23 protein-coding genes and 1 riboswitch are annotated in these 26,670 nt (G+C 65.8%); of the genes, 10 read left to right on the plus strand and 13 right to left on the minus strand.

The annotated features are described in order from the left end of the window. The first annotated feature begins 14 nt into the window (after positions 1 to 14). A riboswitch (FMN riboswitch) is annotated at positions 15 to 177 on the plus strand. Positions 178 to 328: 151 nt separating this feature from the next. Both ribB and EV147_RS22230 read left to right on the plus strand, forming a co-directional pair. Next, on the plus strand, positions 329 to 997 hold the full coding sequence (gene ribB / locus EV147_RS22225) for a 3,4-dihydroxy-2-butanone-4-phosphate synthase (RefSeq protein WP_130393381.1): 669 nt from the start codon (positions 329 to 331) through the stop codon (positions 995 to 997). Positions 998 to 1,168: 171 nt separating this feature from the next. After that, the gene (locus EV147_RS22230) at positions 1,169 to 1,738 is read left to right on the plus strand and encodes a surface-adhesin E family protein (protein ID WP_130393382.1); all 570 of its coding nucleotides are present in this window, start codon (positions 1,169 to 1,171) and stop codon (positions 1,736 to 1,738) included. Between the two features lie 24 nt (positions 1,739 to 1,762). On the opposite strand, the gene EV147_RS22235 is transcribed toward EV147_RS22230, so the two are convergent. After that, entirely contained in the window at positions 1,763 to 2,164 is a 402-nt protein-coding gene (locus EV147_RS22235) for an RT0821/Lpp0805 family surface protein (protein WP_130393383.1), read from the minus strand. A gap of 461 nt (positions 2,165 to 2,625) precedes the next feature. Here EV147_RS22235 and EV147_RS22240 point away from each other — a divergent pair, with 461 nt between their 5' ends. Together EV147_RS22240 and mdoH are read left to right on the plus strand one after the other, a co-directional pair. Next, entirely contained in the window at positions 2,626 to 4,215 is a 1,590-nt protein-coding gene (locus tag EV147_RS22240) for a glucan biosynthesis protein G (RefSeq protein ID WP_407923272.1), read from the plus strand. Further along, positions 4,188 to 6,794 (plus strand): glucans biosynthesis glucosyltransferase MdoH, encoded by a 2,607-nt coding sequence (gene mdoH, locus EV147_RS22245; RefSeq protein ID WP_130393384.1) that lies wholly within the window; start codon positions 4,188 to 4,190, stop codon positions 6,792 to 6,794. The genes EV147_RS22240 and mdoH overlap by 28 nt, the downstream gene beginning before the upstream one ends. Before the next feature lie 72 nt (positions 6,795 to 6,866). On the opposite strand, the gene EV147_RS22250 is transcribed toward mdoH, so the two are convergent. Further along, on the minus strand, positions 6,867 to 7,445 hold the full coding sequence (locus tag EV147_RS22250; RefSeq protein ID WP_130393385.1) for a hypothetical protein: 579 nt from the start codon (positions 7,443 to 7,445) through the stop codon (positions 6,867 to 6,869). A 260-nt stretch (positions 7,446 to 7,705) separates the two neighbouring features. Between EV147_RS22250 and EV147_RS22255 the strand changes: the two genes are divergently transcribed. Then, a complete protein-coding gene (locus tag EV147_RS22255; RefSeq protein WP_130393386.1) occupies positions 7,706 to 8,920 on the plus strand; it encodes a Bcr/CflA family multidrug efflux MFS transporter in 1,215 nt (404 codons plus the stop codon). A 14-nt stretch (positions 8,921 to 8,934) separates the two neighbouring features. On the opposite strand, the gene EV147_RS22260 is transcribed toward EV147_RS22255, so the two are convergent. The 7 genes from EV147_RS22260 to EV147_RS22290 form a co-directional block, all read right to left on the minus strand. Continuing rightward, on the minus strand, positions 8,935 to 9,801 hold the full coding sequence (locus tag EV147_RS22260; RefSeq protein ID WP_130393387.1) for a mechanosensitive ion channel family protein: 867 nt from the start codon (positions 9,799 to 9,801) through the stop codon (positions 8,935 to 8,937). Positions 9,802 to 9,946: 145 nt separating this feature from the next. Next, positions 9,947 to 11,371, minus strand: coding sequence for a hypothetical protein (locus tag EV147_RS22265; RefSeq protein WP_130393388.1), 1,425 nt, complete (start codon positions 11,369 to 11,371; stop codon positions 9,947 to 9,949). Beyond that, positions 11,368 to 11,625: a PAAR domain-containing protein gene (locus tag EV147_RS22270; RefSeq protein WP_130393389.1), complete on the minus strand. Its 258-nt coding sequence runs from the start codon at positions 11,623 to 11,625 to the stop codon at positions 11,368 to 11,370. The genes EV147_RS22265 and EV147_RS22270 overlap by 4 nt, the downstream gene beginning before the upstream one ends. Next, positions 11,622 to 12,314: a T6SS immunity protein Tli3 family protein gene (locus EV147_RS22275; RefSeq protein ID WP_130393390.1), complete on the minus strand. Its 693-nt coding sequence runs from the start codon at positions 12,312 to 12,314 to the stop codon at positions 11,622 to 11,624. Before EV147_RS22275 ends, EV147_RS22270 begins: the two co-directional genes overlap by 4 nt. After that, entirely contained in the window at positions 12,314 to 14,218 is a 1,905-nt protein-coding gene (locus tag EV147_RS22280) for a T6SS effector phospholipase Tle3 domain-containing protein (protein WP_130393391.1), read from the minus strand. The genes EV147_RS22275 and EV147_RS22280 overlap by 1 nt, the downstream gene beginning before the upstream one ends. 2 nt (positions 14,219 to 14,220) lie before the next feature. Beyond that, positions 14,221 to 16,740 (minus strand): type VI secretion system Vgr family protein, encoded by a 2,520-nt coding sequence (locus tag EV147_RS22285; protein WP_328591147.1) that lies wholly within the window; start codon positions 16,738 to 16,740, stop codon positions 14,221 to 14,223. A 108-nt stretch (positions 16,741 to 16,848) separates the two neighbouring features. Further along, positions 16,849 to 18,051: an ammonium transporter gene (locus EV147_RS22290; RefSeq protein ID WP_130393392.1), complete on the minus strand. Its 1,203-nt coding sequence runs from the start codon at positions 18,049 to 18,051 to the stop codon at positions 16,849 to 16,851. A 552-nt stretch (positions 18,052 to 18,603) separates the two neighbouring features. Between EV147_RS22290 and EV147_RS22295 the strand changes: the two genes are divergently transcribed. The 3 genes from EV147_RS22295 to EV147_RS22305 all read left to right on the plus strand — a co-directional run bounded on the left by EV147_RS22295 (position 18,604) and on the right by EV147_RS22305 (position 20,020). Continuing rightward, a complete protein-coding gene (locus EV147_RS22295) occupies positions 18,604 to 18,885 on the plus strand; it encodes an HU family DNA-binding protein (protein WP_008651272.1) in 282 nt (93 codons plus the stop codon). A 179-nt stretch (positions 18,886 to 19,064) separates the two neighbouring features. Beyond that, positions 19,065 to 19,553, plus strand: a complete 489-nt coding sequence (locus EV147_RS22300) for an acyl-CoA thioesterase (RefSeq protein WP_130393393.1) — start codon at positions 19,065 to 19,067, stop codon at positions 19,551 to 19,553. After that, the gene (locus tag EV147_RS22305; RefSeq protein WP_130393394.1) at positions 19,550 to 20,020 is read left to right on the plus strand and encodes a CreA family protein; all 471 of its coding nucleotides are present in this window, start codon (positions 19,550 to 19,552) and stop codon (positions 20,018 to 20,020) included. Before EV147_RS22300 ends, EV147_RS22305 begins: the two co-directional genes overlap by 4 nt. Before the next feature lie 60 nt (positions 20,021 to 20,080). Here the strand turns inward: EV147_RS22305 and EV147_RS22310 are convergent, their stop codons facing one another. The 3 genes from EV147_RS22310 to EV147_RS22320 form a co-directional block, all read right to left on the minus strand. After that, positions 20,081 to 21,835, minus strand: coding sequence for a class I adenylate-forming enzyme family protein (locus EV147_RS22310; protein WP_130393395.1), 1,755 nt, complete (start codon positions 21,833 to 21,835; stop codon positions 20,081 to 20,083). Between the two features lie 69 nt (positions 21,836 to 21,904). Further along, positions 21,905 to 22,669: an SDR family oxidoreductase gene (locus tag EV147_RS22315; RefSeq protein ID WP_130393396.1), complete on the minus strand. Its 765-nt coding sequence runs from the start codon at positions 22,667 to 22,669 to the stop codon at positions 21,905 to 21,907. Positions 22,670 to 22,893: 224 nt separating this feature from the next. After that, positions 22,894 to 23,787 (minus strand): arylamine N-acetyltransferase family protein, encoded by an 894-nt coding sequence (locus EV147_RS22320; RefSeq protein WP_130393397.1) that lies wholly within the window; start codon positions 23,785 to 23,787, stop codon positions 22,894 to 22,896. Positions 23,788 to 23,935: 148 nt separating this feature from the next. Here EV147_RS22320 and EV147_RS22325 point away from each other — a divergent pair, with 148 nt between their 5' ends. After that, positions 23,936 to 24,433 carry an Mpo1 family 2-hydroxy fatty acid dioxygenase gene (locus EV147_RS22325; protein ID WP_130393398.1) on the plus strand — a complete coding sequence of 166 codons (498 nt, stop codon included), beginning with the start codon at positions 23,936 to 23,938 and terminating at the stop codon, positions 24,431 to 24,433. A 261-nt stretch (positions 24,434 to 24,694) separates the two neighbouring features. Then, positions 24,695 to 25,156, plus strand: a complete 462-nt coding sequence (locus EV147_RS22330; protein ID WP_130393399.1) for an HU family DNA-binding protein — start codon at positions 24,695 to 24,697, stop codon at positions 25,154 to 25,156. Between the two features lie 129 nt (positions 25,157 to 25,285). On the opposite strand, the gene EV147_RS22335 is transcribed toward EV147_RS22330, so the two are convergent. Next, positions 25,286 to 26,278 carry an isopenicillin N synthase family dioxygenase gene (locus EV147_RS22335; RefSeq protein WP_130393400.1) on the minus strand — a complete coding sequence of 331 codons (993 nt, stop codon included), beginning with the start codon at positions 26,276 to 26,278 and terminating at the stop codon, positions 25,286 to 25,288. Positions 26,279 to 26,670: the final 392 nt, after the last annotated feature.

Genomic DNA, 26,670 nt, shown 5'->3' on the forward strand with positions numbered 1-26,670 from the left:
TTCCGGCGGCATCGTTACGTCTTCAGGGCGGGGTGAAAGTCCCCACCGGCGGTATGTGGCAGCAGTCGCAAGACAGCGCTGCCGCGAGCCCGCGAGCGCCCGCATTCCCGTGCGGGGTCAGCAGACCTGGTGAGAGGCCAGGGCCGACGGTCATAGTCCGGATGAAAGAAGATGGGCGGAATCCGCATGGCTGGCCCGTGCGCGCGCGGCGTTGTCTCCGGCTGTTGGCCGGGGCACACGTCGCGCGTGCGCCCGCCCGCCGTGCGGCTTCCGCTTGATCGTTCCCCTGAAACGCCCTCAACTTTGTTTTGCACGGAGCGTTTCACCAATGCTGACTCTTACCAAGACCCCGGTTTCCGATCTTTCGCTCGATGGCGACGCGCGTCCGCTCGCCGAACGTATCGCGCAGGCGCTCGACGCCATGCGCGAAGGCCGTCCGGTCGTGCTGCTCGACGACGACGACCGCGAGAACGAGGCCGACCTGATCCTTGCCGCCGAGCGGCTGACGCAGGCCAACATGGCCATGATGATCCGCGAATGCAGCGGCATCGTCTGCCTGTGCCTGACCGCCGCCAAGGTGCGCGAACTGGGCCTGCGCCCGATGGTGGAGCACAACCGCAGCCAGTACGGCACGGCCTTCACGGTCTCGATCGAGGCGCGCGAAGGGGTGTCTACCGGTGTCAGCGCGGCGGATCGCATCACGACGATCCGCGCGGCCATTGCCGATGGCGCCGGCACCGACGCCGTGGTCAGCCCCGGCCATGTGTTCCCGCTGGTGGCCGTCGATGGCGGCGTTCTGCAGCGGCGCGGCCATACCGAAGGCTCGGTCGAACTGGCGCGCATGGCCGGGCTTTCCCCCTCGGCGGTGCTGTGCGAGTTGATGAACGAGGATGGCACGATGGCGCGCCGCGCCGAGGCACTGGTCTTCGCCGAGCGGTACCAGTTGCCGGTGCTGACCATTGCCGATCTGGTGGCCTGGCGCGAGCTGCATGGCTGAGCGGCGGGGCCGGCGACAAGACTGATCCCGCGCAAGCGAAGGCCGGAAACGCCCCGGAAAACACGCGGTTTCAGGCGCCGGGGCGGGTTTTCATGCTTGCCGGGGTGTCGCGGGGCGGGGATGCTGTGCGAAAATTCGGGCTCTTTTTCCCGTCCTTACGAGGGTTTCCCGATGTTTCTCCGCATCCTCGCACGCGCGACCCTGCTCGTCGGCGCGTGTTTCAGTCTGGCTGCCCACGCCGAATCCAGCGGCGCGGCGCCTGTCAATAACGGCGCGATCCGCCCGGTGGCGGCGGGCGCGCTGTACCAGTGCAAGGGCCCGAACGGCGGCACGATCTTCCGTGGCGCACCGCGCGACGGCTGCGTCCTGCTGGCTTCGCCCGATCCCTCCGCACCCGATCCGCAGCGTTGGCTGCCGCTGATGGGCGCCAACGGCATGATCTCGTATCTCGACCAGGCGTCGGTCCGTCGCCGGGGCACCGAGGTGGGCGTGGCGCTGGTCCACAATGCACCGCCCGGCGTCATCAAGACCGCCAGCGGCGACACCATCCGTTCCTCGCTCAAACGCATGGTGCTCAATTGCGCCACGTCAATGTACGCGGTCATCGAGCAGACGCTCTACAACAAGCGCTACGCACGCGGCGAATCGCTCTACACGATCCGGGGTCCGCAGGCTGGCATGCCGCTGCCGGCCGCCTCGGGCACGCTGGCGGGCGACCTCATGGCGAAGTTCTGCCACTAGGCCATCCCATCAGCCCGCCGGGGGTCACTCGCCGACGTGGCGGGCCTTCCAGGTGCCATTCGACTGCTTGCAGAACCAGCCCGACCACGCCTCGGTGGCGCTGCCGCGCTTGAGGTCCGACTTCAGCCGGCGGCACTGCTGGCCCTTGTCCTCGCGGGTCTCGACCGGGCTGATCGTGCCATCGACGGCCTGGCGGCGCCCCTGCGCCGGGTAATGCCATTCCACGATCTTGTTGTCCTCGGTATCCACCAGCGCCTGGCGCACCGATTTCTGCAGCGAGGCGGCTTCCTTCTGGTTGAGCGTGCCGACGATGCTGCCGGACAGGTAATTCTCGAAATAGGCGAACGCGGACGGTGAGGCGGCGACCAGCAGGGCGCCGGCAAGGCTGGCTACGATGGCAAGGCGACGGGGTCGGCGAACGGACATGGCGATTCCTTTGACTGGTAAGAGAACGAAAGGGGGCGAGGCGATTGTAAGCGCCGAATCTGCCGTGTGGTGAATTCCAGCGCACAAGCCGTGCCGGCGCCGGTCGAGCTGCCGATCCACGCGCGCATGACCTATGCTTGACTTCAGCCTCCGAAGTCATACGGGGAGCGGCTTTCACCCCACTGGTGAGACATTTTGTTGCAAACGTTGCGGCGTCGAAACGTGACTTTTAAGGCGCGAATTGTTATGGTTCCGCATCGCATTGCAACAATCCCGACAAGCATCGGCGGCAATGTCCTGTTCCGGCCAACGCGGATTCCCATCGGAGCCCGTGGTGCAGTGCAGGCTGGTCCGCCTTTTGCTGTGTTCGCTGTACTCAATCGTTGAAGTTTCCTGACGCATCCCGGCGCGGCCGCATCTTCCGGCCGCCTGTTTCCCCGCTAACCCGATCACCGGCCTTCATGACCGCACATCCCACGTCGCTCCATCCCGCCCATCGCCCGACGACCGCGCCCGCGCGTGGTACGCCCGGCAGAGTGGGAGGGCTGGCCCGATGGATCGGCGGCGGCATGCTGGCCGTGATGGCACTGACCGCGCACGCTTTCGACTTCGAAACGGTGGCCGCGCGGGCGCGCCAGCTTTCGGCGGCCCCCTACAAGCCGGCCAAGGCGCAGGAGCTGCCGCGCGAACTCAAGGAGCTGTCGTACGACCGCTACCGCGAGATCGAGTACAAGCCCGAGCGCTTTGCGTGGCGCGGCACGCGGTTGCCGTTCGAGATCTCGTTCTTCCATGAAGGCATGGTCTTCGACCAGCCGGTGCGGATCAACGAGGTGGTCGGCAACAGCGTGCGCGAATTCCGCTTCGATCCGGCCGCGTTCAACTACGGCTCGCACAAGGTAGACCCGGCCAAGCTCAAGGGGCTGGGCTTCGCTGGCTTCCGGCTGATGTACCCGCTGAACCAGGGCAAGCGCAAGGACGAACTCGCTTCGTTCCTCGGCGCGAGCTATTTCCGCGCGCTCGGCAAGGACCAGTGGTACGGCCTGTCGGCGCGGGGCGTGGCGGTGGATACGGCGCTCAATTCGGGCGAGGAGTTTCCGCGTTTCGTCGAATACTGGATCGAGCGCCCGTCGGCCAACGACAAGCAACTGACGATCTATGCACTGATGGATTCGCGCCGCATCAGCGGCGCCTACCGTTTCGTCATCAAGCCCGGCAACGAGACCGTGATGGAAGTGAAGTCGCGCCTGTTCCTGCGCGAGCACGTGACCAAGCTCGGCCTGGCGCCGCTGACCAGCATGTACCTGTTCGGCGAGAACCAGCCGTCGGCGCAGGCCGATTTCCGTCCCGAAGTGCACGACTCGGACGGCCTGTCCGTGCAACTGGGCACCGGCGAGTGGATCTGGCGTCCGCTGGTCAATCCCAAGCGGCTGCTGGTGACGTCGTTCGGCGCCACGAATCCGCAGGGCTACGGGCTGATGCAGCGCGACCGCAGCTTCGACAACTACCAGGAGATCGGCTCGTGGTACGAGCGCCGGCCGAGCGCGTGGGTGGAACCGAAGGGCAACTGGGGCGCCGGCCGCGTGGAACTGGTGCAGATTCCCACGCCGGACGAGACCAACGACAACATCGTGGCGTTCTGGGTGCCGGACAACCCGCCCAAGCCGAAGCAGGCGTTCGACTACGAGTACCGGCTCAAGTGGCAGAAGGACGGCGAGAACCTGCCGCCGCTGTCGTGGGTCACGCAGACGCGCCGGGGCCAGGGCCTCACGCGCAAGCAGGATGACACCAGCTTCTCGCTGGTGGTGGATTTCGAAGGCCCGGCGTTCAAGAAGCTGGGCGAAGAGGTCAGGCTCGATCCGGTGGTGTCCGCGGACGCCAACGGCGAGCTGCTGAAAACAATAGTTCAGCGCAATGAGGCCACGGGTGGCTGGCGCATGACGATGTTCATGCGGCGCAAGGACGAGAGCAAGCCGGTTGAGTTGCGCGGCTACCTTCGCAACGGCAATACAACCCTATCCGAGACATGGAGCTACATCTTACCTCCAGGCTGAAGCAGCGCCCCGCCCAGGCGGCGGCCGCATGCGAGCGCTATGTCGATCGCTTGCCGGTCTCGCCCGAACAGCGCGGCGAACTGCTGGCCGATACCCCGAAGCCGGTGATCTCCACCGTGCCCGCCGAAGGCATCGAAGTGCCATCGGCCATGATGGAATTGCAGGCGCGGCTGGCTGGCCGCGACCCGAAGGACAAGGAAGCTACCGATTTGGATGCACGCAGTACCCCCGGTGGGACCACCTACGCTTCGGTCAGCCGTCGTTTCTCGATGGCTTATGGCAACCCGCAGATCGACGGCGAACCGCTGCTCGAAAAGCACGACGACGGCACGGTCAGGGTGCATACCGGCCCCGAGCCCGAGCGCGCGTCGATGGTGCCGCGCCAGTGGCCGCCCCACATCGTCTGGGGCGGCATCCGCAACGGCTGGCGCAAGCTGACCGGCCGCGCGCCGGTGCCGGAGACCTGGGATACGCTGCACGATGGCCCCGACGCCGAGGGCAAGTGGCACCCGGCCGGCTCGCACCGGCGCTGGGTGCTGCTGGTGCTGGTGGTGGTGCAGACCATCATGGCCACCTACGCGATGTCGAACGTGCTGCCGTACCACGGCGCCGATCCGCTCGAAGTAGCCATTCTCACGCTGTTCGCGGTGCTGTTCGCGTGGGTGTCGGCCGGCTTCTGGACGGCGATGATGGGCTTCCTGGTGCTGGCCAAGGGCGGCGACCGGCACCTGATCTCGCGCTCGGCGGCGTCCGACGCCCCGATTGACCCCTCCGCGCGCACGGCGATCATCATGCCGATCGCCAACGAGGACGTGACGCGCGTGTTCGCGGGCCTGCGGGCCACGTACGAATCGCTCGAACGCACCGGCGAACTCCAGCATTTCGATTTCTTCGTGCTGTCCGACAGCGGCAACCCCGACCTGCGCACCGCCGAGCACGATGCCTGGATGGAGCTGTGCCGCGCCGTGGGCGGGTTTGGCCGCGTGTTCTACCGCTGGCGCCGCCACCGCGTGAAGCGCAAGACCGGCAACGTGGCCGACTTCTGCCGCCGCTGGGGCAGCAAGTATCGCTACATGATCGTGCTCGACGCCGACAGCGTGATGAGCGGCGACTGCCTGGCCACGCTGACGCGCCTGATGGAAGCCAATCCGGGCGCCGGCATCATCCAGACCGCGCCGCTGGCCGTGGGGCGCGATACGCTCTATGCCCGCGTGCAGCAGTTCTCCACGCGCGTGTACGGCCCGCTGTTTACGGCCGGGCTGCACTACTGGCAACTGGGCGAATCGCACTACTGGGGCCACAACGCCATCATCCGCGTGAAACCGTTCATGGAGCACTGCGGGCTGGCGCCGCTGCCGGGCAAGGGGCCGCTCTCGGGCGAAATCCTCTCGCATGACTTTGTCGAGGCCGCGATGATGCGCCGGGCGGGGTGGGGCGTGTGGATCGCCTACGACCTGCCGGGTTCGTTCGAGGAACTTCCGCCGAACCTGCTCGACGAGGTCAAGCGCGACCGCCGCTGGTGCCAGGGCAACCTGATGAACTTCCGGCTGTGGATGAAGCAGGGCTTCCACGCGGTGCACCGCGCCGTGTTCCTGACCGGCATCATGGCCTATGTCTCGGCGCCGCTCTGGTTCCTGTTCCTGCTGCTATCCACGGCCGCGCTGGCCAAGCACGCGCTGGTGCCGCCCGAGTACTTCACCCGGCCGTACCAGCTGTTCCCGACCTGGCCCGAGTGGCATCCGGAGAAGGCGCTGGCGCTGTTCTCGGCCACCGCCACGCTGCTGTTCCTGCCCAAGCTGTTCAGCGTGATCCTGCTGATGAAGGACGCGAAGCAATACGGCGGGCCGGTGCGGCTGTTCCTCAGCATGCTGATCGAGATGGCGCTGTCGGCGCTGCTGGCGCCCACGCGCATGCTGTTCCATACGAAGTTCGTGATCGCCGCCTACAGCGGCTGGGGCATCTCGTGGAAATCGCCGCCGCGCGAGGACGCCGAGACGCACTGGGGCGAGGCTTTCCGCCGCCACGGCTGGCACACGGCGCTGGGCCTGGTCTGGGGCGCCGGCGTCTACTGGCTGAGCCCGGGGTTCATCTGGTGGCTGCTGCCGATCGTGGGCTCGCTGGCGCTGTCGATCCCGCTGTCGGTCATGCTCTCGCGGGTCTCGCTGGGCCGTGCGGCGCGCCGGGCCGGCCTGTTCATGATCCCGGAAGAGACCATCGTCCCGCGCGAGATCGTCGAGACGCAGCAGCACGTGGAGAACGCCCAGCCGACGCCGGGTTTCGTCGATGCCGTGGTGGACCCGGTGACCAATGCGCTGATGTGCGCCACCGGTACCGCGCGCACGATCCAGCCCGAGCCGGCGCGCCTGCAGCACGCGTCGCTGGTGCAGCACGCGCTGACCAACGGCCCCGGCTCGCTCTCGCCGGCCCAGAAGCATGTGCTGCTTGGCGATCCGTTCGCGCTGTCCCGGCTGCACGAACTGGTGTGGGGATCGCCGCTGGCCGACACCGCGTGGAAAGAGACGCGCGTGCTGTTGCGGCGCGCCCCGAACGTGCTGCCGCTGCGCCCGCGCCCGGCCTGACGGAGCAGGGCGCCGATGTGGAAACGGCAGGCCGCTGGCCTGCCGTTTTTTGTTTCCGCTCGTTTGAAACGGTCAGCGCAGCGCGGAGACGCAGATCGGGGCGTTGATGTAGACGTCGCCCACCCGGCGCTCGCCGCGGTCGTTGCGGGTCATGTAGCGGAACATCATGCTGACGCCGATCTTGGTCAGGATTTCCACGTCGCGGTTGGCGCAGATGTTGCGCTGGAGCGGCGCGGCATAGTTCACCTCGAAGCTGGCGAGGTCGAGCATCGGGCCGCGATAGTTGGTGAGTTCGAGCTGGAACAGCACATGCTTGCCGGGGATCGACTGGCAGCGGCGCAGGCGCGTCTCGCCGTCGATCTCGATCGGCAGCGCGTCATTGAGCTGCCGGCAGGCGCGGGCCAGCACGCTGTCCGGGCGGTTGGTGCTGCGCAGGAGTTCGGGCACGCCGGCCGCGCCGGTGTTCTGGCCGGTAGCGGCGCCCTTGAGCATGCGCGACAGGGCTTCGGCTTCATCGACCGCCACGGGCGCGGGCGAGGAAGCGGAAGCCACGGCGGGCCGGCCGGGAGCGGCCCCTGCGGGCAGCGGCGGCAAGGCTGCAAACGCAACCAGGCTCAGCGAGGCAATAAACGGCTTGGATCGTATGGTCATGCAGGATAACGGTGCCGGGGACGGGTCCCGTGATCCGTCTTCCGCGATGCGTCTGACTGCTTGGTCTGGATAACATCCGTACCGACAGGCAGGCATTGTACCCTCCACCTTGGTGCACGCGAAAGCCGCGGCACATATCGATTTCGCGCCGGCACGGAGGTTGAGGCGGAATTTCCACGGTACTTGCAGCGGCTTGACGGAAGGCCCGCGAAGCGCTTGCCCTGTGCAACAATTGCGCCCAGACTTTCCGGAATCCCCACATGACGTCCAAGACGAGCGCGCCGGCCTCCGCGCGCTTTCCCCTCTGGCTGCTGGTGTGCGCATCGCTCACCGCCATCGCGCCGCTTTCCATCGACATGTACCTGCCCGCCTTCCCGGCGCTGGCGGCGGACCTGCATACCGACATCGGCCAGGTGCAACTCACCCTCGGCACCTTCCTGGTGGGGCTGGCGCTCGGGCAGGCTTTCTACGGGCCGGTCAGCGACCGTTTCGGGCGCAAGCCGCCGCTCTACGTGGGGCTGACGCTGTACGGCGTGGCCGCCGCCGGATGCGCGCTGGCGGCCGATGTGGAGGCGCTGATGCTGTGGCGCTTTCTGCAGGCGCTTGGCGGCTGCACGGGCCTGGTGGTCTCGCGCGCCGTGATCCGCGACCGGCTGGAAGCGCGCGAATCGGCGCGGGCCTTTTCGTCGCTGATGCTGGTGATGGGGCTGGCGCCGATCCTCGCGCCGCTGATCGGCGGTGCCGTGCTGGCGTCGGCCGGCTGGCGCGCGATCTTCTGGATCCATTGCGGCGCGGCGGTGCTGCTGCTCTGGTTCGTGCACAGCCGCATGGAGGAATCGCTCGACCCGCAGCGGCGCCGGACGCTGCATCCCGGCACCGTGCTGCGCGGCTACTGGGAACTGCTGCGCGACCGCGAGTTCCTGGGCTACTCGCTGTCTGCCGGTTGCGTGCAGGGGGGCATGTTCGCGTACATCGCCGGCTCGCCATTCGTGCTGATCGAACTGCATGGCATCGATCCCTCCCACTATGGCTTTGTCTTTGGCGCGAATGCGTTCGGCCTGATCGCCATGTCGCAGGTCAACGCGCGGCTGGTGCGCACGCGCGCGCTCGACGATGTGCTGCGTGTGGCCCTGCTTGCGCCATGCCTGGCCGGACTGGTGCTGGCGGGCGCCGAACTGCTTGGCGTAGCGCCACTGCCGCTGCTGCTGTGCTGCTTCTTCGTGTTCCTGGCAGGGCTCGGCTGCATCACGCCCAATGCGTCGGCGCTGGCGCTTTCTCGCCAGAGCCATCGCGCCGGCACGGCGTCAGCGCTGATGGGCACGCTGCAGTTCGGCTTCGGCACGCTGGCGGGCGCGGCCGTCAGCGTCTGGCACGACGGTACGGCGCTGCCGCTGGCGGTGGTGATGGCCATCTGCGGCAGCGGCGCGGTGCTGCTGCGCCGCTACGGGCGCGCCGGACTGCAGCCGGCGCACTGAGCGCCGGCCCGTGCTCAGGCGGCCTGATTGGCCGGCTCGGCCGGTGCGATCGGTACGGCCGGCGCGGTCTGCATGACCACCACCTGCGCCGGCATGGGCGCGGCAAAGCCGGCCTGGCCGAAGCTGTCGCGGATGGTCCGGTTGGTATCGAAGTAGACCTGCCAGTAGTGGTCGTTATGGCAGAACGGCCGCACGGCCAGCACGGGGCCGACCAGCGTGAATTCGAGAATCTCGACCTCGACGGCGGGCTCGGGCAGCACGTTGGGAATCGCGGCGATTTTCTCCTTGAGCAGTGCCACGGCGGCAGCCACATCGGTGGAGCCGGCCAGTTGCGCCTTCAGTTCCACGCGCCGGAATGCGTTGGCCGTGAAGTTCTGGATCGTGTCGGAGAAGATCTTGTTGTTGCCGACCACCGTCATGACGTTGTCCGGCGTATCGAGCGTGGTGGAGAACAGGCCGATTTCCTTCACCGTGCCGGTCACCCCGCCGATGGTCACGAAATCTCCCACCTTGAACGGCCGCAGCACCACCAGGAACGCGCCCGCCGCGAAGTTCGCCATCAGCCCGGACCACGCCATGCCGATGGCCACGCCGGCCGCCGCGATCAGCGCCGCGAACGTGGTGGTCTGGATGCCGAAGTAGCCCAGGATGCCGATCACCAGCACCACGTTGAGCGTGACCGTGACGATCGAGCCGACATAGCGCAGCAGCGTGGGATCGACACTCTGCTTGGCCAGCGATTTCTGCACCAGCCGGACCACGAAATGGATCAGCCAGCGGCCGACGACCCAGAAGGCCAGCGCGGCCAGGATCTTGACGCCGAACACCGTGGCGTAGCCATAGACGATGTCGCGGAGGCTTTGCAGCGAGGTGGTATCCATGAGACACGCTCCAGTTTTGTCGGGCAGGAAAAAACCAGGGACGGCGAATGAGAGAACGCTGTTGGGAATGTCAGGATTGCGAGACACGCCTGTTGCGGCGTTTTGGGATGGGCAAGGGCATTATTGGACGCGCCGCAGCAAAAGTTCAAGGCAAACTTTGTGATCCCGGCGTTACTGGATTGTCGCGTGCCAGCCCGGAGAACTCGTTGCGAAGCCCACGCAGCCGCCACAGCGCCGCCCCGATCTGCAGAACGATGGCGGTCGCCAGAAATGCCGGATAACGCCAGAGCTCGGCAGGCGGACCCGAGCCCGGCGCGGCGGTGTCGATTTCGAGAAAGAACAGCGCCAGCAGTGTGGCGGCGACGCCGGCGGCCCACAGCAGCGACTGGGGCGGCGGCGCGTCGGCGGACGGCTCGTCGGGCAGGGCAGGCGGTGAGCCGATCAGGTTCAGAGAGACGCCCTCCCGGCATGGTGTGGCGATCAGCTGGGCGCCCTGGGCGTACTGCACCATCCGGGCAGCCAGCGCCTGGGCAACCCAGCCGCTGGCCGGGCCGGGCTTGCCCAGTGCCGTGTCCAGTACGTGCGAGGCGGCATCGAGCGGGACGTCCCTGACAGCGGTTGCCACGGCATGCGTGGCCGGCTTGCCGAGTCCGGCGTGCCAGATTTGCCGGATGCGATCGACCGGCGCCTGGCCCGCCTTGAGCAGCGTCGCCAGCGCAGACCCCACGGCATCGGATCTGGCAAAAACCGGCCGGAACAGGCAAGCCTGAGCGCCGGCGCTTCTTCCCGCATCGTCCGACAGCAACAGCGCTGCGGCCATCTCGGAGTCCGCTGCCGATTGGTCATCCTGATGAAGCTGGCACGCCAGCAGCAGATGCGCTCCGGACGGCCCCCAGCCCTCATCCCAGAGCCAATCCATCGGCGCCGAGGCGCCGGCGGCTTTCCAGACCACTTCCAGCTGTGGAGAAAGTCCGAGTTGGCGCATGATCCTGCGCAGCTCCGCTTCATCGGACCCGGCAGACGACTGCAGCACGATCCTGAAGCGGCCGCGCTTCGAGTGGGTATGGATGGCGTCAAGCAGCGGCGTCAGCAGTTGTGTCAGGACATGTGCCATGCGTGTGGCGCCGGGAGACGCTGCGATATCGAGCTTCAGCACCTTGCCAGCGTTCGCAGGCGGCATACCTTCCAAACCCAGCATGCGCTCGGCCACGTCAGGCTCCGGCGTCAGCACGACACTGTCCACCAGCACGGCGTGGCCCCGCGCCCAGCAAAGCCAATCGTAATTTCGCCAGAAAAGCATCAGGTTCCACCAGCGCGCGGCCTTGACCCGCTCCTCGTAACAGAGGTAAGTCAGCAAGGAAACGGCGGCGACGTAGACCGTCAGCGGCAGGATCAGGGCGCGCATGACGAAGTCACCGCCTCGCATCGCCTGGCCGGCCGGCCAGGACACCACCACATAGGTCGCGCCAATTCCCAAGGTCAACACCAGCAGCGTGAGCAGCAGCCAGGCGGGCGGAGGGTCGGGTTCGGCGTACTGTGGAATATCTGGCTTCTCCCACTGCATCCTCATGAGAATTTCGCTCCCGGGGCACCGGCGATGATCGTGCTGCCGCACGCCGTGCGGCATCCGTCGACCACGAGTTTCCGGGCATTCTCGCTGTAGCCGTTGCCGCCTTCGGTAATCGGGTTATCACCGTGGACCGGACACGAAACCACGTCGCCCACCAGCGCAACCCGCCGGCCGTGAATCAGGAAGGTGGACGACGCGGTCTTCACGCTGCCGCCATGGCTGGTACGGTCGCCGAGCAGGGCAGGCGTCTTCATTTTTTCTTCTCCGGCAGGTTGGTCGGACGAATCGAGGGATCGCAGGAGAGATATTCCTGGCCGGAGGGGGTGCGGAGGCCGTTGAGGTAGTTCGGGCGGCGGGAGGCGAGGAAAGAATCCCCTCTTACGCCCGGGGGATAAGCCTTACGCAAATCAATGCCCGGATTTAGTGGGAGCTGATCGACGCCGAAATCGTCAACAGTTCTGCCGACCTTACTTGCGATATATAGCCGATCGGACGTGACAGCAATAATGTAGTCAGCGGAGTCTCGAAAGACCTGCCAGGAGTTGTACATGTAGTAAGTGCCAATGAATGACCTACCACCATCCGTCGAATACAGGACGGTCATATTGCTACCCCTTTCCGGGCTCGACCTTTCGGGCGGGTCCGAAGCGGGAAAGGCAAGATTCTGCCCAGACGGATCGGCGTTAATCAGCCGTCCCTGATAATTTTCAAAGCTGTCCGTGCCGAGTTTGGTTCGGATACCCTGCCGCGTGTCGTTGTAGTAGGTCGTACCATGGTGGCAGTCTCTGTAATTCTCCAGCGTGACGAAGCGCTGGTCATCGATGCGGTAAATGACCTGGGGTGGGACGTCGTAGTTGCGGATTTTCCGAGGGGGTGTCTGCTGCTTGACGGCGCAGCCATTGGCCATTATGGTCGCAGTGATAAAGGCGAGTCTCAGCTTCATCAGGATTTTCTCCATGTGTCGCGCTCGGCCCGCGCGTCGGCAAGAACGTCCGCTACCGTTTCCCAGTCAATTGCATCAGGCATACCGGGCCGCATGAGGACGTTCTGATTGAAATAGGAATCAGTGCACTGCGTCCAATCCGCCTCGCTCATCAAAGTGTTCCAGAAATCGCGGTCCTCGAACGACTCGCAGAATCCAATTGGCAAGTCGTAAGCCACCACACGGCTCATGAATAGCGGGTGGGATGGGAGGCTGCTGTGGTCTGTGGGCTCGGCCTGCAATTGCTTTAATCGCGCATGTGCTTCCTCGCGGGTTTCTCTGGAGCGAATTCGCCGGTCCCCGTTATAGATGTCTGTTCCCCGATCGATATCCAACGACGGCTCATAAATCGACTCGAAGTAGGGGTACGATCGGTCGCGGTATTCCCCGGTTGCAGGATTGATTTCTCCCAATTGTGGAGCTTCGGTTCTCGGTTCATCGAAGGCGTTCAAATCATCTCCGCTCAATGGCACCGCCACCTTCTCCGCATTGATCTTCACCTTTTGATGCTTCGGGGGCACTGCCCATAACTCGATCGCATTGAAGAAAGGCCCCCGGTTCCCATCCCAGAAGGGTTTGAAGTCCTCTGGATTGGCGCGCGTTCCGCCCGCCATGTCCGGAAGGGTTCCGAACGGCCAATGGCCTGGCGCGTCTCCGCATGGGGTTAGCCTTGCCACCATGCGCTGCTTGACCGTATCACCAAGTTCGTCCAGTAAAGCATCGCCGAGACCCTGCCATCCGATGCTCGTTAGCGCGGTGATCCCCATCACCCGATCGTGAGGGCTGAAGTAGACGTAGAGCCGCCCATGGTTATCGCGCTCGCTGATCTCCGGGGTAATGAAAGAATCGGGGCGCCAAGGCCCGCCATCCCGGCATTTACCGACCATTAATAGCGCCTTGAGTCGGTCGTCCAGTGCGCGCTTGTCGTTCTTGATCCGGTTAGCGATATTGCGGAATGTTTTGACCCGCGCGTCGCTAGTCGGCCTCTCGCTGCCACATGTCGCCCAGTCGGTCACCTTGTCGTCGAGCGAGAACGGCGAATTCATGACGAACAGGGCATCGGGCGCCCGGGTTCGGCAGAGCGCGGTGGCAGCCATGGCGATCATGGTGCCCTGGCTATGCGACATGACCGTCACGGTGTCGTGGGGATAGGCGCGGCGGACCTTATCGATCAGATTCGCCAAGCGCTGGGCTGCATGAGGGTAGTAATCGCGGGACGGCGCATTCTGTAGCTGCCGTTCGGGCTCGGTGTTCAGCGATTCGAGGTCGATGAACCCCATTAGCGAGCGGCTGAAACCCTTGCCGCTCCACATCTGCTGGAGGCTGTTAGTGCCGTTCTGGAAGGGGCCGCCGCCCCAGAACCATGGACCTCGATCGCCTTCGCCACGCTTCCAATAGTCGGTGCCGCAGATGTTGCGGAGGGGAATCTTATACTGCCCGCAGTTCTCGTCCGGTTCTCGATAGCCCCAGAAAAAGCGGATTATGGGAGAGTTGCCGGGTTTCGTAACGTCATATCGGCGCTCGTGCCTAAGGCGCGTCTCCGTACTGCGCTCGACGTAAGTGTTCGATCGTAGTTTGAACTCCGTATCCCCCAACCCCAGCCGCTCATTCAACCCATCGCACAACGCCTTTTCCGCCCGGTCATACCACTCCCCCTCGGAATTCACGCCATGGACGAAGATGATCACCCCCGGCATATGCGGCGGAATGCGGGCCTCGGCCCTGACGGCGTAGCTTTCCGGGGTGAGAAACGATTCCCAGAACGGGTTGCCGTGTACGTCTCGCTGCATCGGTACCGGGCGGGTTGCCATCGGAATTTCGCCAGATTCCGGCGCGACGATTGCGTCTTGGTCTCCAGTGTTCATCGTCAAAAGTCCAATTTCACGCGCAGCAGCTTCATGCCCTGCGCGACCTCGCCGGTAAGCAGCGAGGTATGTCCGTTCGCGTCGGTGATGCCCTCGACGATCTTGCCGTCCGCGAGTTCGATGCGGTAGGCGCGATTGGCGGCGGGGGCGCCGGTGACGGCGTCGTTGAGCACGAAGTGCTCGTTGTTGGCGGTGCTGACCTGGCCGAACGCGGGAAGGGGCAGTGACAGGGAGCCCGGGTCGGATTTCTGGATCTCTATCAGTTTCAGGATCAGCCGGCCGGCGCCGCCGATCTCCACGTTGTCGCCGTGCACCTTGATGTAGGCGCTGCCGCCGCCGCTGATGACGACGCCGTTCTTCGCATTGGCCGTCAGCGTCCCGTTGGCGCTGGTCAGCTGCATGTTCTGGGCGGCCACCAATTCCATCGCGTCGGACTGTGCCTGGATCAGTACCTTGCCGCGGGCCGCGAACAGCCGCAGGCCGAGCTTGTGGGCGAAGAGCGAGATCGCTTCGCTGGCTGCCAGGGCCACGTTGCGCATGGCGTTGACGTGGAACGTCCGGCCGGTCTTCACGCCGATGTCGTTGCCCGCCGCCAGCGAGATCCGCTCGGGCGTGGCGGCGGCAATGCCAGCGGGCGCCGACAGGGCGATGACGGCCTGCTTCAGTTCGTTCACGCTCTCCCTGAGCCACGCGTTCTCGGCGCGCAGGTCGGCCACTTCGGCGCGCGCCAGGCGCGCCGCGTCGTTCAGCCCGGTGGCGAGCGCCATCGACACCTGCCACTGGCCGAGGGCCGGCGCCATGTCGAGTTGCTGGCCCCCGGCGCGTTGCTGCCGGTCGGCGCTGACCAGCACGCCGCCGCCGGCCCGCAGGCTGCCACGGAGGTCGGTGCGAAGCTCGAACCCTTCGCCGCGCCGCTTTCGATCCCGGGTGACCAGGTGGCCAAGGTTCAGTTGCGTCTTTCCGCCGTGTTCGGTCGACAGCTTGATGCCTTCCTGCCCCTCCCAATCCTCCATGCGCAGCTTGTTGTTGCTCTGCGTACGGATGACGTTCCGCGACAGCCAGCGATCCCGGCCCGTGACCGGGTCCTCGTGGCGCTGGTGATGGTGGGCATGGGCGATATAGGGCTTGTTCGGATTACCGTCCCGGAATGCGATGGCCACCTCGGTGCCGTCGATCAGCGGAAAGTGGAAGCCGGTCTCCCGCGCGCCGGCAAACGGCTTGGCGAACCGGAGTGGCACGCATTCGGTGCCTTTCGGCCAGTCGTCGAAATCGAGGTCCAGCCTGACGGTGTACAGGCCCTGCCGGGTCAGGTAGGCGTATTTGTACTGGTTTGGCGAGGTGACCCGGCCGCTCAGGGTGCCGGCGATGCGGGGCCACTGGCGGTCGTCGATCGGCAGGCGGTACGGCCGGTCCGAAGGGATGGCGCGGTAGCGGTTGGAATACGCGGCGTCGCGCGCGCCGGCGTGGACAACCTCGGTGACGACCTGGCCGTCGGGGGCGTCGGGAAGCTCGATATCCAGACCGAGGATGCGCGCCGGACGCAGCGCCAGGATGTTGCTTTCGCCCTCGTAGACGACTTGCCGGGCCACGGCCGCTTCGTGCCGGAGGCGGGCTTCCCACCGCGCCTGCTCGAAATCGAGATGGTGCGTGCCATAGACATAGGATTGGCCGTACGTCGTCTTGTCGCCTCGCGCCACGTTGGCCTCGCCGTCCTTGCGCTCCCAGGAGTCAGCCGGGTTGTAGTCGGCGGTCCGGAACGACTGCTCGATGGTCGTGGCATGGGTCCGGAGGCTGAAGACGGCTTCGGTGTCCGCTGACAGGCCGGACGCCTCGCGGTAGGGCGCCGCCAGCGTCGGCTGATAGATATAGTGGTCGATGTCGTCGCCAAAGACGAGCTGGTCGCCGAACAGCGGATCGAAGCGGTTGGGCAGGAAGTAACTGTAGATTCCTTCCTGCTCCATCAGCAGGCGGATGAAGTCCCAGTCCGACATCTGGTATTGCAGCCGGAACGCGTGCTCGGGGTACGTCCGGCGCAGCTTGAACACGAACTGATGCCCGGTCAGCCCGTGCCGCCGCAGGATGGCCTCGATGATCTGCGGGCCGGTCTGGCGCTGAAAGACCCGGCTGGCGCGCGTCAGGGCGAGCAGCGCCACCCGGGGCGCGATCTCGAATTCGTAGAGATGGAAATCGCGCGTGCGCCGGATGCGCGAGAATCGGACGATGCAGCCGGAGAAGCGGCGGGGTTCGCTGCCATCGCCGGGATCGATGGCGAACACGGCGTCACGGCGCAGGAACTCGGCGCGCGACAGTTCTTCGGCGTGGGTCAGGACCAGCGTGACCCGATAGGGCTCGCCTAGCCGCTCGGTGGCGTTGAACGAGACGACCGACGTGCCGGATGCATGGGCCGCGCCCGGAACTTCAAGAAAGTACGACTGCCGACCCGTGATCGCCTTGTCGGCGACGCCCGCTCCTTCCGCCATCTGGATGCCCTCGTGCTGGCGCGCCGGGAGTGTGGCGCGCAACGCTGCCGGTCAGGCGGCTGCCTGACCGGTGCACAAGCGTCCATTAAAGTGACGTGGGGTGTATATAGAATTGCTACGAAAATCGGGGTTGCGGCCCGATGCGGCCACTCACCAGTTCGTCTCGCGCTCCGGCGTGGCGGAAATACGATGCAGCGTGAGGTCGGCGCCGTTGAATTCCTCTTCGGCGTCGAGCCGGATGCCGATCAGTTTCTTCAGCGCGCCGTAGACCAGCGTGCCGCCGATCAGCGCGATCACGATGCCGGCCAGCGTGCCGGCGAACTGCGCCACCAGCGAGACGCCGCCCATGCCGCCCAGCCAGCGCGCCCCGAAGATGCCCGCCGCGATGCCGCCCCAGGCGCCGCAGAGGCCGTGCAGCGGCCAGACGCCGAGCACGTCGTCGATATGCCATTTGTTCTGGGCCAGCGTGAACAGGTAGACGAACAGCAGGCCGGCCACGACGCCCGTGACCAGGGCGCCCAGCGGGTGCATCACGTCGGAGCCAGCGCAGACCGCCACCAGTCCGGCCAGCGGGCCGTTGTACGAGAAGCCGGGGTCGTTGCGGCCGGCCGCCCAGGCTGCCAGCGTGCCGCCGACCATCGCCATCAGCGAGTTGATGGCCACCAGGCCGCTGATCTTGTCGATGGTCTGCGCGCTCATCACGTTGAAGCCGAACCAGCCCACCGCCAGCACCCAGGCACCCAGCGCCAGGAACGGAATGTTCGAGGGCGGATGGGCGCTGATGCGGCCGTCCTTCTGGTAGCGGCCGCGACGCGCGCCCAGCAGCAGCACGGCCGGCAGGGCAATCCAGCCGCCCACGGCGTGTACCACCACCGAGCCGGCGAAGTCGTGGAACGGGGCGCCGGCCACGCGCGCCAGCCAGTCCTGCAGGCCGAAGCGGTTGTTCCAGACGATGCCTTCGAAGAACGGATAGACGAATCCCACCAGCACGAAGGTGGCGATCAGTTGCGGATTGAAGCGCGAGCGCTCGGCAATCCCGCCCGAAATGATCGCCGGAATGGCGGCAGCAAACGTGGCCAGGAAAAAGAACTTCACGAGTTCGTGGCCGTTTTTCTCGGCCAGTACCTCGGCGCTGGAGAAGAACTGTACGCCGTAGGCAATCGTATAACCGATAAAGAAATACGCCAGCGTGGAAACCGCAAAATCCACCAGAATCTTCACCAGTGCATTGACCTGGTTTTTCTTGCGCACCGTGCCTAATTCCAGAAATGCGAATCCGGCGTGCATGGCCAGCACCATGATCGCGCCGAGCAGGATAAACAGCGCATCCGTGCCAGTCTTCAGGTTATCCATCGTTACCCCATGCTCGAAATGGGAGCATCGGTAAGCAATTAGTGTTCCTGATTCGGTGCAAAACCGGGCAAACGTCGCGCAGGCGCGGTGCGGATTGCACTGCGTTGGCGTTTTCGGCGTTGGTGCGCTGCGGCAGCGTGCCGGGGCACCGGCGGGCAATGCGCCAGTTTGGCGCCGATTTCGGTGCCCGGGCGGTCCGAAACGGTGCATGCGGTATTTCTGCACCACGATGAGGCGCCGGGCCGGCCTGGAACAATCGGTCCCGGGGAAACGTATTATTGCTGCGGCGCCACTTTTCGGGCATTTTCGGGGCTGGTCCGCCGAGTGCGCCGTACTTTGCTTGAAATCGGTTTCATGTGCTGTTTCGATTCGCAAAACAGAGGGGTAAAACACCCGCTAAGTCTTGCCACAGAAGGTTTTCCGGCGGTTTTCGTTGCATCGGTGCCACTGGGGATTGCTCAAGCCGTAAAGGGCAGATTAGACTGCGCCGATCGGACTTTAATGCCACCTGGCACAAGACCGGTGACGACGACCAACAAGGGAAATCAAGCCATGAATAAAGGTGAACTGGTATCGGCCATCGCCGCGGAAGCAGAACTCAGCAACGCCGCCGCCGAGCGCGCGCTGAATGCTGCGCTGGACAGTATCAAGAAGGCAGTGGCCAAGGGTGACTCGGTCACGCTGGTCGGTTTTGGCAGCTTCAGCTCGGGCAAGCGTGCCGCCCGTACCGGCCGCAATCCGCGCACCGGCGAAACGATCAAGATCCCGGCTGCCAAGACGGTGAAGTTCTCGGCTGGCCAGGGCTTCAAGGACGCCGTGAACAAGAAGAAGTAAGCGCGTCTCGCGTCCCGGAAGTACAGAAAGCGGCCTGCGGGGCCGCTTTTCTTTTTGCGCTCGGGCAAAGGCGATGCACGAGCGCATTTCTTCGCTGAATTACCATGTCCAGGCGTGCCATTGCCGGGCGTGTCGCGTTACACTGCCCGCGCCTCAGGCTCGATTCTGGATATTCAGCGATGAACGATTTGTCCCACCAGCTTTCCATGACCGTGCTGATGACGCCGGACATGGCCAATTTCTCCGGCAATGTGCACGGCGGCACCATTCTCAAGTACCTGGACATGGTGGCCTATGCTTGCGCCAGCCGCTATGCTGGCCGCTACGTGGTGACACTGTCGGTCGACCAGGTCATGTTCCGGCAGCCGATCCACGTGGGCGAACTCGTGACATTCCTGGCCGCGGTCAACTTCACGGGTCGCAGCTCGATGGAAATCGGCATCAAGGTGGTGACCGAGAACATCCGCAGCAAGGTGGTGCGCCATACCAATAGCTGCTACTTCACGATGGTCGCGGTGGACGACAACGGCGCGCCGGCCGAGGTGCCGCCGCTGCAGCCGCGCGACGAGGTGGAGCGCCAGCGCTTCGAGGCCGCCCGCCAGCGCCGCTCGCTGCGCCAGGAAATGGAACGCCGGCACGACGAGATCAAGGGAGCGACGAGCGAATGAAGGGCGTTATCGGGCTGTGCATGGCGCTGGCCGGGCTGGCTGGCGCGGCGGCACACGCCGAGGAAATCGGCAGTGTCTCGACCCATTTCCGGGTCACAGGGTCCGACAAGGTGGTCATCGAAGCCTATGACGACCCGGTGGTGGAGGGCATCACCTGCTACGTCTCGCGCGCCCGCACCGGCGGCATCAAGGGGTCGCTCGGCATGGCCGAGGACCCGCCCGAAGCGTCGATTGCCTGCCGCCAGGTCGGCAATATCGCCTTCAAGGGCCCCGTCAAGCAGCAGGAGGACGTGTTCTCCGAGCGCATGTCGGTGCTGTTCAAGACGCTGCACGTGGTACGCGCGGTCGACCGCAAGCGCAACACGCTGGTCTACCTGACCTATTCTGACCGCATCGTCAGCGGCAGTCCGCAGAACGCCGTGACGGCCGTGCCGGTGCCGGCGGCCACGCCGATCCCGGTCAAGTAAGCAACGGCCGGGACGCTCCGGAATCCTCGGGACTCCCGGAGAGCGCCCGGCCGCGCCGCCTCAGTCGAACAACTTCCTCAGGTTGGACTTCAGGATCTTGCCGTTCGGATTGCGCGGCAGCATCTCATCGAGCACCAGAATACGCACCGGCACCTTGAATGCCGCCAGCCGCCCGCGCACGAACCCCTGCAGTTCGGCCTCGGTGGTCCGCATGCCGGGCTTCAGGCCCACCACGGCCGCCGGCTCCTCGCCCAGCGTACGGTGCGCGATGCCGACCACGGCGGCGTCCATGACCGCCGGATGGGCGTACAGCGCGCTTTCCACCTCGATGCAGTAGATGTTCTCGCCGCCGCGGATCAGCATGTCCTTCATGCGGTCGACGATGTACACGAAGCCCTCGGCGTCGAGCCGCGCCACGTCGCCGGTGCGCAGCCAGCCGTCCGCGAAGGTCCTGGCCGTGGCTTCCGGCTTGTTCCAGTAACGGCTCACCACGTTGGCGCCGCGCACCAGCAGTTCTCCTACCTCGCCCACCGGCAGCGCGTTGCCAAAGCCGTCGTCGATCTTCATCTCGCCGATCGGCAGCGCCGGCCCGCTGCTGTCGGGGCGGTGGACGTACTCCTCGGCGCTATGGCTCGTGAACGTGGCCGAGGTCTCTGTCATGCCCCACCCGATACCGGGCGCCGCCTGCGGAAACGCCTCGCGGATGCGCCGCACCAGCTCCGGCGAGGCCGGGGCGCCGCCGTAGTGCATGTTCTCCAGCGATGACAGATTGAACGCCGCGCGCTGCGGGTGCTCGATGATCTGCCAGGCAATGGTCGGCACGCCGCCCGCCGACGTGCAGCGCTCCTGCTCGATCAGCGCCATGGCGCGCAGCGTGTCCCAGCGATGCTGCAGCACCACCTTGCTGCCGGCCGCCAGCGCGCCGTTCAGCACCGACATGCAACCGGTGACATGGAAGAACGGCACTGCCAGCAGCGCGGCCTTCTGCGGCGCGTCGGGGTCCGGCTCGGGCACCGCTTCGCCGCGCCGGAGCAGGTTGCGCAGCGGGCTGAACTGGGCGCAGACCGCTACCGAGCAGGCGTTGCGATGGGTGCCCACGGCGCCCTTGGGCTGGCCCGTGGTGCCCGAGGTGTAGAAAATCGTCGCGTCGTCCTCGGGGTCCAGTGCCACGTGGGGGAGCGACTGCGACGGCAGGCGCTCCCAGGCACCGCTTTCACCGATCACTGACGCCAGCGGCACGATGCGCGGGTCGCCGAAGCTGGCGTCCGCCGGTGCGCGCGAAACGTAGACGCGTTCGAGCGCCGGGCACTGCGGCAGGTGTTCGAGGATGCGGTCGAGCCGCTCGAAGTCGACGATGGCCACCCGGCTGCCCGAATCGGCCAGCCCGTACTGCAGTTCCGGGCCGGTCCACCAGGCGTTCAGCGGCGTGACGATGGCGCCGGTCAGCAGGCCGGCATAGAACGCCACGGGCCACTCGGGCAGGTTGCGCATGGCCACTGCCACGCGGTCGCCACGGCGCACGCCGTCGCGCACGAGCTGGTGCGCCAGCGCCGTGGCGGCCAGCGCGAAGGCGCGGTAGGTGACGCGCTCGCCCTCGTAGACGATGAAGGTGCGCTCGCCCCAGGCGGCTGCCACGAGAAACAGGTCGCGCAGGGTGGGCGGCGCGTTTTTCCAGACCGTGGTGGGCACGCCCCGGATCAGGCGGGTCTCGGTTTCGAATGGCGCGCCGGGCGCGGTGAGCCGGGCGTGGGCCTCGGCGATCGACATGGCCGGCCACTGGCCGGCTTGCTGCGCTTGTTGCGGCTGCTGCGACATGCTTTGCCTCCCGCGAAGATCATGCTGCTGGCACGAAAGGCGGCCGGGTGGCCGCCCCGGGGGAACCGCTCAGATCGTCACGCCGCCATCCACGACCATGGCCTGGCCGGTCATGAACGTGCTGGCCGCTGAGGCCAGGAAACAGGCCGCGCCGGCGATCTCCACGGGCTCGCCGATGCGGCGCAGCGGGGCGTTCTCGGTGGATTGCTTGTAGCGCACCGGATCTTCCCAGAGCGCGCGGGCGAAATCGGTCTTGATCAGGCCCGGTGCGATGCAGTTCACGCGCACGTTGTGCGGCCCGAACTCCACGGCCAGGTTGCGCGCCAACTGGAAATCGGCGGCTTTCGAGACGTTGTAGACGCCAATCGTCGGAGAGCCGCGCAGGCCGCCAATCGACGACACGATGATGATCGAGCCGTCCTTGCGCTCGATCATCTGCGGCGCCACCATCTGGATCAGCCAGTGGTTGGAAATCACGTTGTTGTCGAGCACCTTGCGGAACTGCTCGTCGGTCACGCCGCTCATCGGGCCGTAGTAGGGGTTCGATGCCGCATTGCAGACCAGCACGTCAACCTTGCCGAACACGCGGTTGGTCTCGTCCACCAGATGCTGCAGCGCTTCCTTGGACGAGATGTTGGCGGCCACGGCCAGCGCGGTGCCGGCGCCGTGGCGCGCGTTGATGGCGTCGGCGGTCTCCTGGCAAGCCTCGATCTTGCGCGAGGAAATGACGACTTTGGCACCTTGCACGGCCAGTTGCTCGGCAATGGCCTGGCCGATGCCGCGCGACGATCCGGTGATGATGGCTACCTTGCCCGACAGATCGAACAATGACATGGTGGGTGTCTCCTGGTGGATGGCAGCGGTCCTGGCCGCCGCCTGATGCGTGGAATGAGCCGGGACATTATGGGCAGCGGTGCCGGGCCAGTCCATGGCCGGAAGGCCATGGCGGCGGCGTTATCAGGAAACTTTCTGCGGGCAATGCGCGCGATGCATGGCTATGTGCCGCAGCGCGGAACCGGGCGCCGGGCGCCGGGCGCCGGGCGGCACCGGGCTGGCGTTCAGTGGGCGGACAGGCCCGGAATCACCTGCGGCAGGCGCGCCGCCAGTGCCGCGCGCAGATCGGGGTCGATCCGGATGCCGAACTGCGCGGCCAGCGCTTCGATGACGGCGGACGCCGAGGTCAGCACTTCGCGCCGCACCTGCCCGTCGGGCGTGCGCCGGCTCAGTTCGGCATTGGCCAGCGCCAGCCGCGTGCCATCCTCCGCCGTGCGCGCGGCAATCAGCCCGTGCGTGAAATGGCTGTCGGGATGGGTCGAGACGTACCAGTTGCGGGCCACGTAGTCGATCTGGGGCTGTGGGGTGAGGTCGAACCGGTACAGCACGCGCCATGGCTCGGCGGCCGCATCGGTGTTGTCCTCGACGGCCAGTTCGTACTGGTGGAAGCTCGTGCCGGACTCGGCAGGCGGCAACGGCAGCAGCCGGTAGGGGGTGTTGCCGGCAGCAGGCGCCGAGAGCGGCAGCGCGCAGCCCGGCGTGGGCCCGCCGAAGCCGACGTCGGCAATATGGCTTTCGTGGGCCACTTCCACGCGCAGCAGCATGTGCGACAACCCCGCGGGCGTCTGCGCCGGTACGTTCCAGCGCACGCGTGCGGCCAGCGGCGTCACGCGATAGCCCAGCGCCTTGAGCCCCGCGCAGAACAGCGTGTTCAGTTCGAAACAGTAGCCGCCGCGCCCGTGCCGCACGAGCTTGTCGAAGACCGCGGGCAGGTCGATCGCCACGCGGCGGCCCGTCAGGGCATTCAGATTCTCGAACGGCAGATGGATCAGGTGGGCGCCGATCAGGGCGTCGAGGGACTCCCCCGTGGGCAACGGAGGCTGCTCGAAGCCGATGCGGCGCAGCCACGCGTCGCGCTGATCCGGGGGCAGGGCGGGAATGTCGTCGACGGCGTGCATGGGGGCGTTCCGGCTGGAATTAGTGGGGTGCCTCGAACGGCGGGTTAATGCTATTCCGGGGCGCGTCTCGCATGACTACTATAAATCCACTGTAAAAACCCGGCCCGGACCGACGCCCCGACGCCGCACGCAGACAAGGAGACCCCACGTGAAAACCCTGATCGACCATCTGTCCCAGTACGCCGCCTACCACCGCGACGCGCGCAATGTCGTCACGCATTTCGTCGGCATCCCGATGATCGTGCTGGCCGTGACCACGCTGCTGGGCCGCCCCGGCATGCCGCTGGGCGACAGTGGCCTGCTGCTGACGCCGGCCGTGGTGGTCTACGCGCTGGCCTGCCTGTTCTACCTGCGGCTGTCGCTCGGTTTCGGCCTGGCGATGGCGGCCATCCTTGCCGCGTTCGTCTGCCTCGGCGCATGGCTCGCCGCGCTTTCCACCACGGCATGGCTGGCCAGCGGCATCGGACTGTTCGTACTGGGATGGGTCATCCAGTTCGTTGGCCACTATTTTGAAGGACGCAAGCCGGCCTTCGTCGACGACCTCGTGGGCCTGCTGGTGGGTCCGCTTTTCCTGGTGGCGGAGACCGCTTTCGCGCTGGGCCTGGCGCGCGAAACGCGCGATGCGATGGCCGCTCACGCGCACTGAGCCATCGAACTTTTGCGTGTTTGCAGCGTCTGTCACACGCGAAAGTGGGGGGACGTAGCGCTCCGCAGCGTGTTCGCTGACGCAAAGCAGCGACAAAACCCGGGGTTTTCACTTGGTTTGACCTACCGCATGTGAGAAAACCCCTTTACTTCTGGCTGTTTCCGCTATGATTCAGTGCGTGCCGGCCAGCATGGTTACCAGCAATGCAACAAGCAGCGCGGAACCGGCCGGAACGACAATCTTCAACTCTCGTATATCGACATGGCGACCAAAGCGAAACCGACCGCGAAGACTGCAACCAAGCCTGCTGCCAAGAAGGCAGTAGCAACCAAGGCACCCGTGAAGGCTGCCGCGAAGAAGGCCGCCGCTCCGGCCAAGAAGGCTGCTCCGGCCGCTGCTCCGACTCCGAAGCCGCTGAAGGACACCTTCAACAAGTCGAGCCTGGTCGCTCACCTGGTAGCGCAAACCCAGCTCGAAGCCAAGGCCGTGAAGTCGGTGCTGGCCCACCTCGAAAACACCATCGTCAGCGCGCTGAACAAGAAGGGCGCTGGCGAATTCACGCTGCCGGGCCTGCTGAAGGTGACCGCGCAGCAAGTGCCGGCCAAGAAGAAGCGCTTCGGCAAGGACCCGTTCACCGGTGAAGAGCGTTGGTTCCCGGCCAAGCCGGCCAGCGTCAAGGTCAAGGTCCGTCCGCTGAAGAAGCTGAAGGACGCCGCGGCCTGATAGCCCGCGGCCCGATAGTCCGATTTCTTTGGTAGTCGTTTGCCTGGCTCCGGCTCGTCCGGAGCCGGGCGGCTTGAAACCCCGTGCTTGAGAGAGCGTGGGGTTTTTTGTTTTCGGGTTTGCAGTGCGTCAATACGCCTTGAAGTTCGCCGCTACCCGCTGCTTCAGGAAATCGCCGGCACTGATCGGCGGATACTTTCCGGACGCGCCCTCGATCACGGCCTCCCGGTTCGCCTGGCAAAAGTACGCCAAACTGTAACGCGGCCCCATGTACTCGCCGGGCAGCGGGTTACGCACGCGGTGGAAGTTGGACGGCAGTTGGTCGTCGCTCCAGCGCATCAGCATGTCGCCGATGTTGCAGGTAATGACGTCCTCGTCAGGCGGGATCGGCGTCCAGGCCTGCGCCTCCATTTCCTTGCCGGGGCAGACCTGCAGGCCGCCTTGCCCCTGGCGCTGGAACAGCAGCGTCAGGCAGTCGAAATCGGTATGCGCGCCGGCGCGCCACAGTTCGAGCCTGGCCTGCGCCTCGGGTGGAATCGCGTAGTAATGCAGCAGCCGCAGCGTGCTCTGGTAGTCCGGCGCGGACGGATCGTGGGCGCGCGTGAAAAAGTCGCTGTCGAAGCCCAGCTTGTCGGCAAAGCACGAGAGCACCTTCATGCCAACCGTCCATGCCTGCCGCTCGAATGCGAGCATGGTCGCCTGGAAGCCCGCCAGCTCCTCTTCCGAAGGCCACAGCGGCGCCATATGCGGCCGGGTAATCTGGTACGACTCTTTCTGGTCCGGCGTGCCGGTGGACGGCCGCACCTGCGCCCGCGACTCCCAACCCGCGTTGTTGGCCTTCTGCAGCGGATAGCGGGCCTTCACGGCCTCCGGCAGCGCGAAGAAGCGCTCGGCCATGGCAAACGCTTGCCGCACGGCCTGCAGCGCGATGCCGTGGTTTTCCAGCTGGAAGAAGCCAATGTCGGTGGCGGCGTACCAGAGCTGGTCGGCAATCTCGGCCTTGCGCTCGGAGAAATCCGAAAGGTCGATACGCCGGATCTCGCGGGCGTCGGTCTCGCGGCCATGGGCGCCCATGCGCGATTCGCGGGCCAGTTCGTGAAGGGGGAGGGTGGTGTCGGTCATGTCGTTCGGGGTTCAGGAAGGGTGAACGGGCCGGCCGACGGGGATGCGGAATGCCAGGGTAGGGCGCTCTCGATTCCGCCGTGGGCACGGGGATCAAGAGCAATTTCCTGCCGCTGCCTCGCAGGGGAGGGGCGGTTGAACGCTTCTACTCTTCGGAAAGCAATTAGCAGATATCGGGCCAGCTCCGGCCCGGTGCGCTGGCTGGCGCGGACGCTGTATTCACCGGTTCGGGGCGCCCGCGGGCGCTGACTGGTGCGAGGGATGGGCGGGAATGGTGCGCGTTGCCGCGCGGCCATTGCTCGCCACGGCCCCGCCCAAGCCCTGCCCGTGAGATGCATCGAGCACCTTTCGGTCGGAGTGCAAGTTGAAAACGCGAGCGATGACTCGCATTA

The organism is Cupriavidus agavae, from assembly GCF_004217045.1.
In the GTDB taxonomy this organism is placed as follows: domain Bacteria; phylum Pseudomonadota; class Gammaproteobacteria; order Burkholderiales; family Burkholderiaceae; genus Cupriavidus; species Cupriavidus agavae.

Excerpts from the sequence above, each read along its gene's own strand:
- EV147_RS22255 (WP_130393386.1), top strand. The coding sequence starts at position 7,706 with ATGACGTCCAAGACGAGCGCGCCGGCCTCCGCGCGCTTTCCCCTCTGG.
- EV147_RS22235 (WP_130393383.1), bottom strand. The coding sequence starts at position 2,164 with ATGTCCGTTCGCCGACCCCGTCGCCTTGCCATCGTAGCCAGCCTTGCC.
- EV147_RS22230 (WP_130393382.1), top strand. The coding sequence starts at position 1,169 with ATGTTTCTCCGCATCCTCGCACGCGCGACCCTGCTCGTCGGCGCGTGT.
- EV147_RS22270 (WP_130393389.1), bottom strand. The coding sequence starts at position 11,625 with ATGAAGACGCCTGCCCTGCTCGGCGACCGTACCAGCCATGGCGGCAGC.
- EV147_RS22290 (WP_130393392.1), bottom strand. The coding sequence starts at position 18,051 with ATGGATAACCTGAAGACTGGCACGGATGCGCTGTTTATCCTGCTCGGC.
- mdoH (WP_130393384.1), top strand. The coding sequence starts at position 4,188 with ATGGAGCTACATCTTACCTCCAGGCTGAAGCAGCGCCCCGCCCAGGCG.
- EV147_RS22335 (WP_130393400.1), bottom strand. The coding sequence starts at position 26,278 with ATGACCGACACCACCCTCCCCCTTCACGAACTGGCCCGCGAATCGCGC.
- EV147_RS22315 (WP_130393396.1), bottom strand. The coding sequence starts at position 22,669 with ATGTCATTGTTCGATCTGTCGGGCAAGGTAGCCATCATCACCGGATCG.
- EV147_RS22330 (WP_130393399.1), top strand. The coding sequence starts at position 24,695 with ATGGCGACCAAAGCGAAACCGACCGCGAAGACTGCAACCAAGCCTGCT.
- EV147_RS22295 (WP_008651272.1), top strand. The coding sequence starts at position 18,604 with ATGAATAAAGGTGAACTGGTATCGGCCATCGCCGCGGAAGCAGAACTC.
- EV147_RS22280 (WP_130393391.1), bottom strand. The coding sequence starts at position 14,218 with ATGAACACTGGAGACCAAGACGCAATCGTCGCGCCGGAATCTGGCGAA.
- EV147_RS22250 (WP_130393385.1), bottom strand. The coding sequence starts at position 7,445 with ATGACCATACGATCCAAGCCGTTTATTGCCTCGCTGAGCCTGGTTGCG.
- EV147_RS22240 (WP_407923272.1), top strand. The coding sequence starts at position 2,626 with ATGACCGCACATCCCACGTCGCTCCATCCCGCCCATCGCCCGACGACC.
- EV147_RS22275 (WP_130393390.1), bottom strand. The coding sequence starts at position 12,314 with ATGAAGCTGAGACTCGCCTTTATCACTGCGACCATAATGGCCAATGGC.
- EV147_RS22260 (WP_130393387.1), bottom strand. The coding sequence starts at position 9,801 with ATGGATACCACCTCGCTGCAAAGCCTCCGCGACATCGTCTATGGCTAC.
- EV147_RS22265 (WP_130393388.1), bottom strand. The coding sequence starts at position 11,371 with ATGAGGATGCAGTGGGAGAAGCCAGATATTCCACAGTACGCCGAACCC.
- EV147_RS22305 (WP_130393394.1), top strand. The coding sequence starts at position 19,550 with ATGAAGGGCGTTATCGGGCTGTGCATGGCGCTGGCCGGGCTGGCTGGC.
- EV147_RS22320 (WP_130393397.1), bottom strand. The coding sequence starts at position 23,787 with ATGCACGCCGTCGACGACATTCCCGCCCTGCCCCCGGATCAGCGCGAC.
- EV147_RS22300 (WP_130393393.1), top strand. The coding sequence starts at position 19,065 with ATGAACGATTTGTCCCACCAGCTTTCCATGACCGTGCTGATGACGCCG.
- EV147_RS22310 (WP_130393395.1), bottom strand. The coding sequence starts at position 21,835 with ATGTCGCAGCAGCCGCAACAAGCGCAGCAAGCCGGCCAGTGGCCGGCC.
- ribB (WP_130393381.1), top strand. The coding sequence starts at position 329 with ATGCTGACTCTTACCAAGACCCCGGTTTCCGATCTTTCGCTCGATGGC.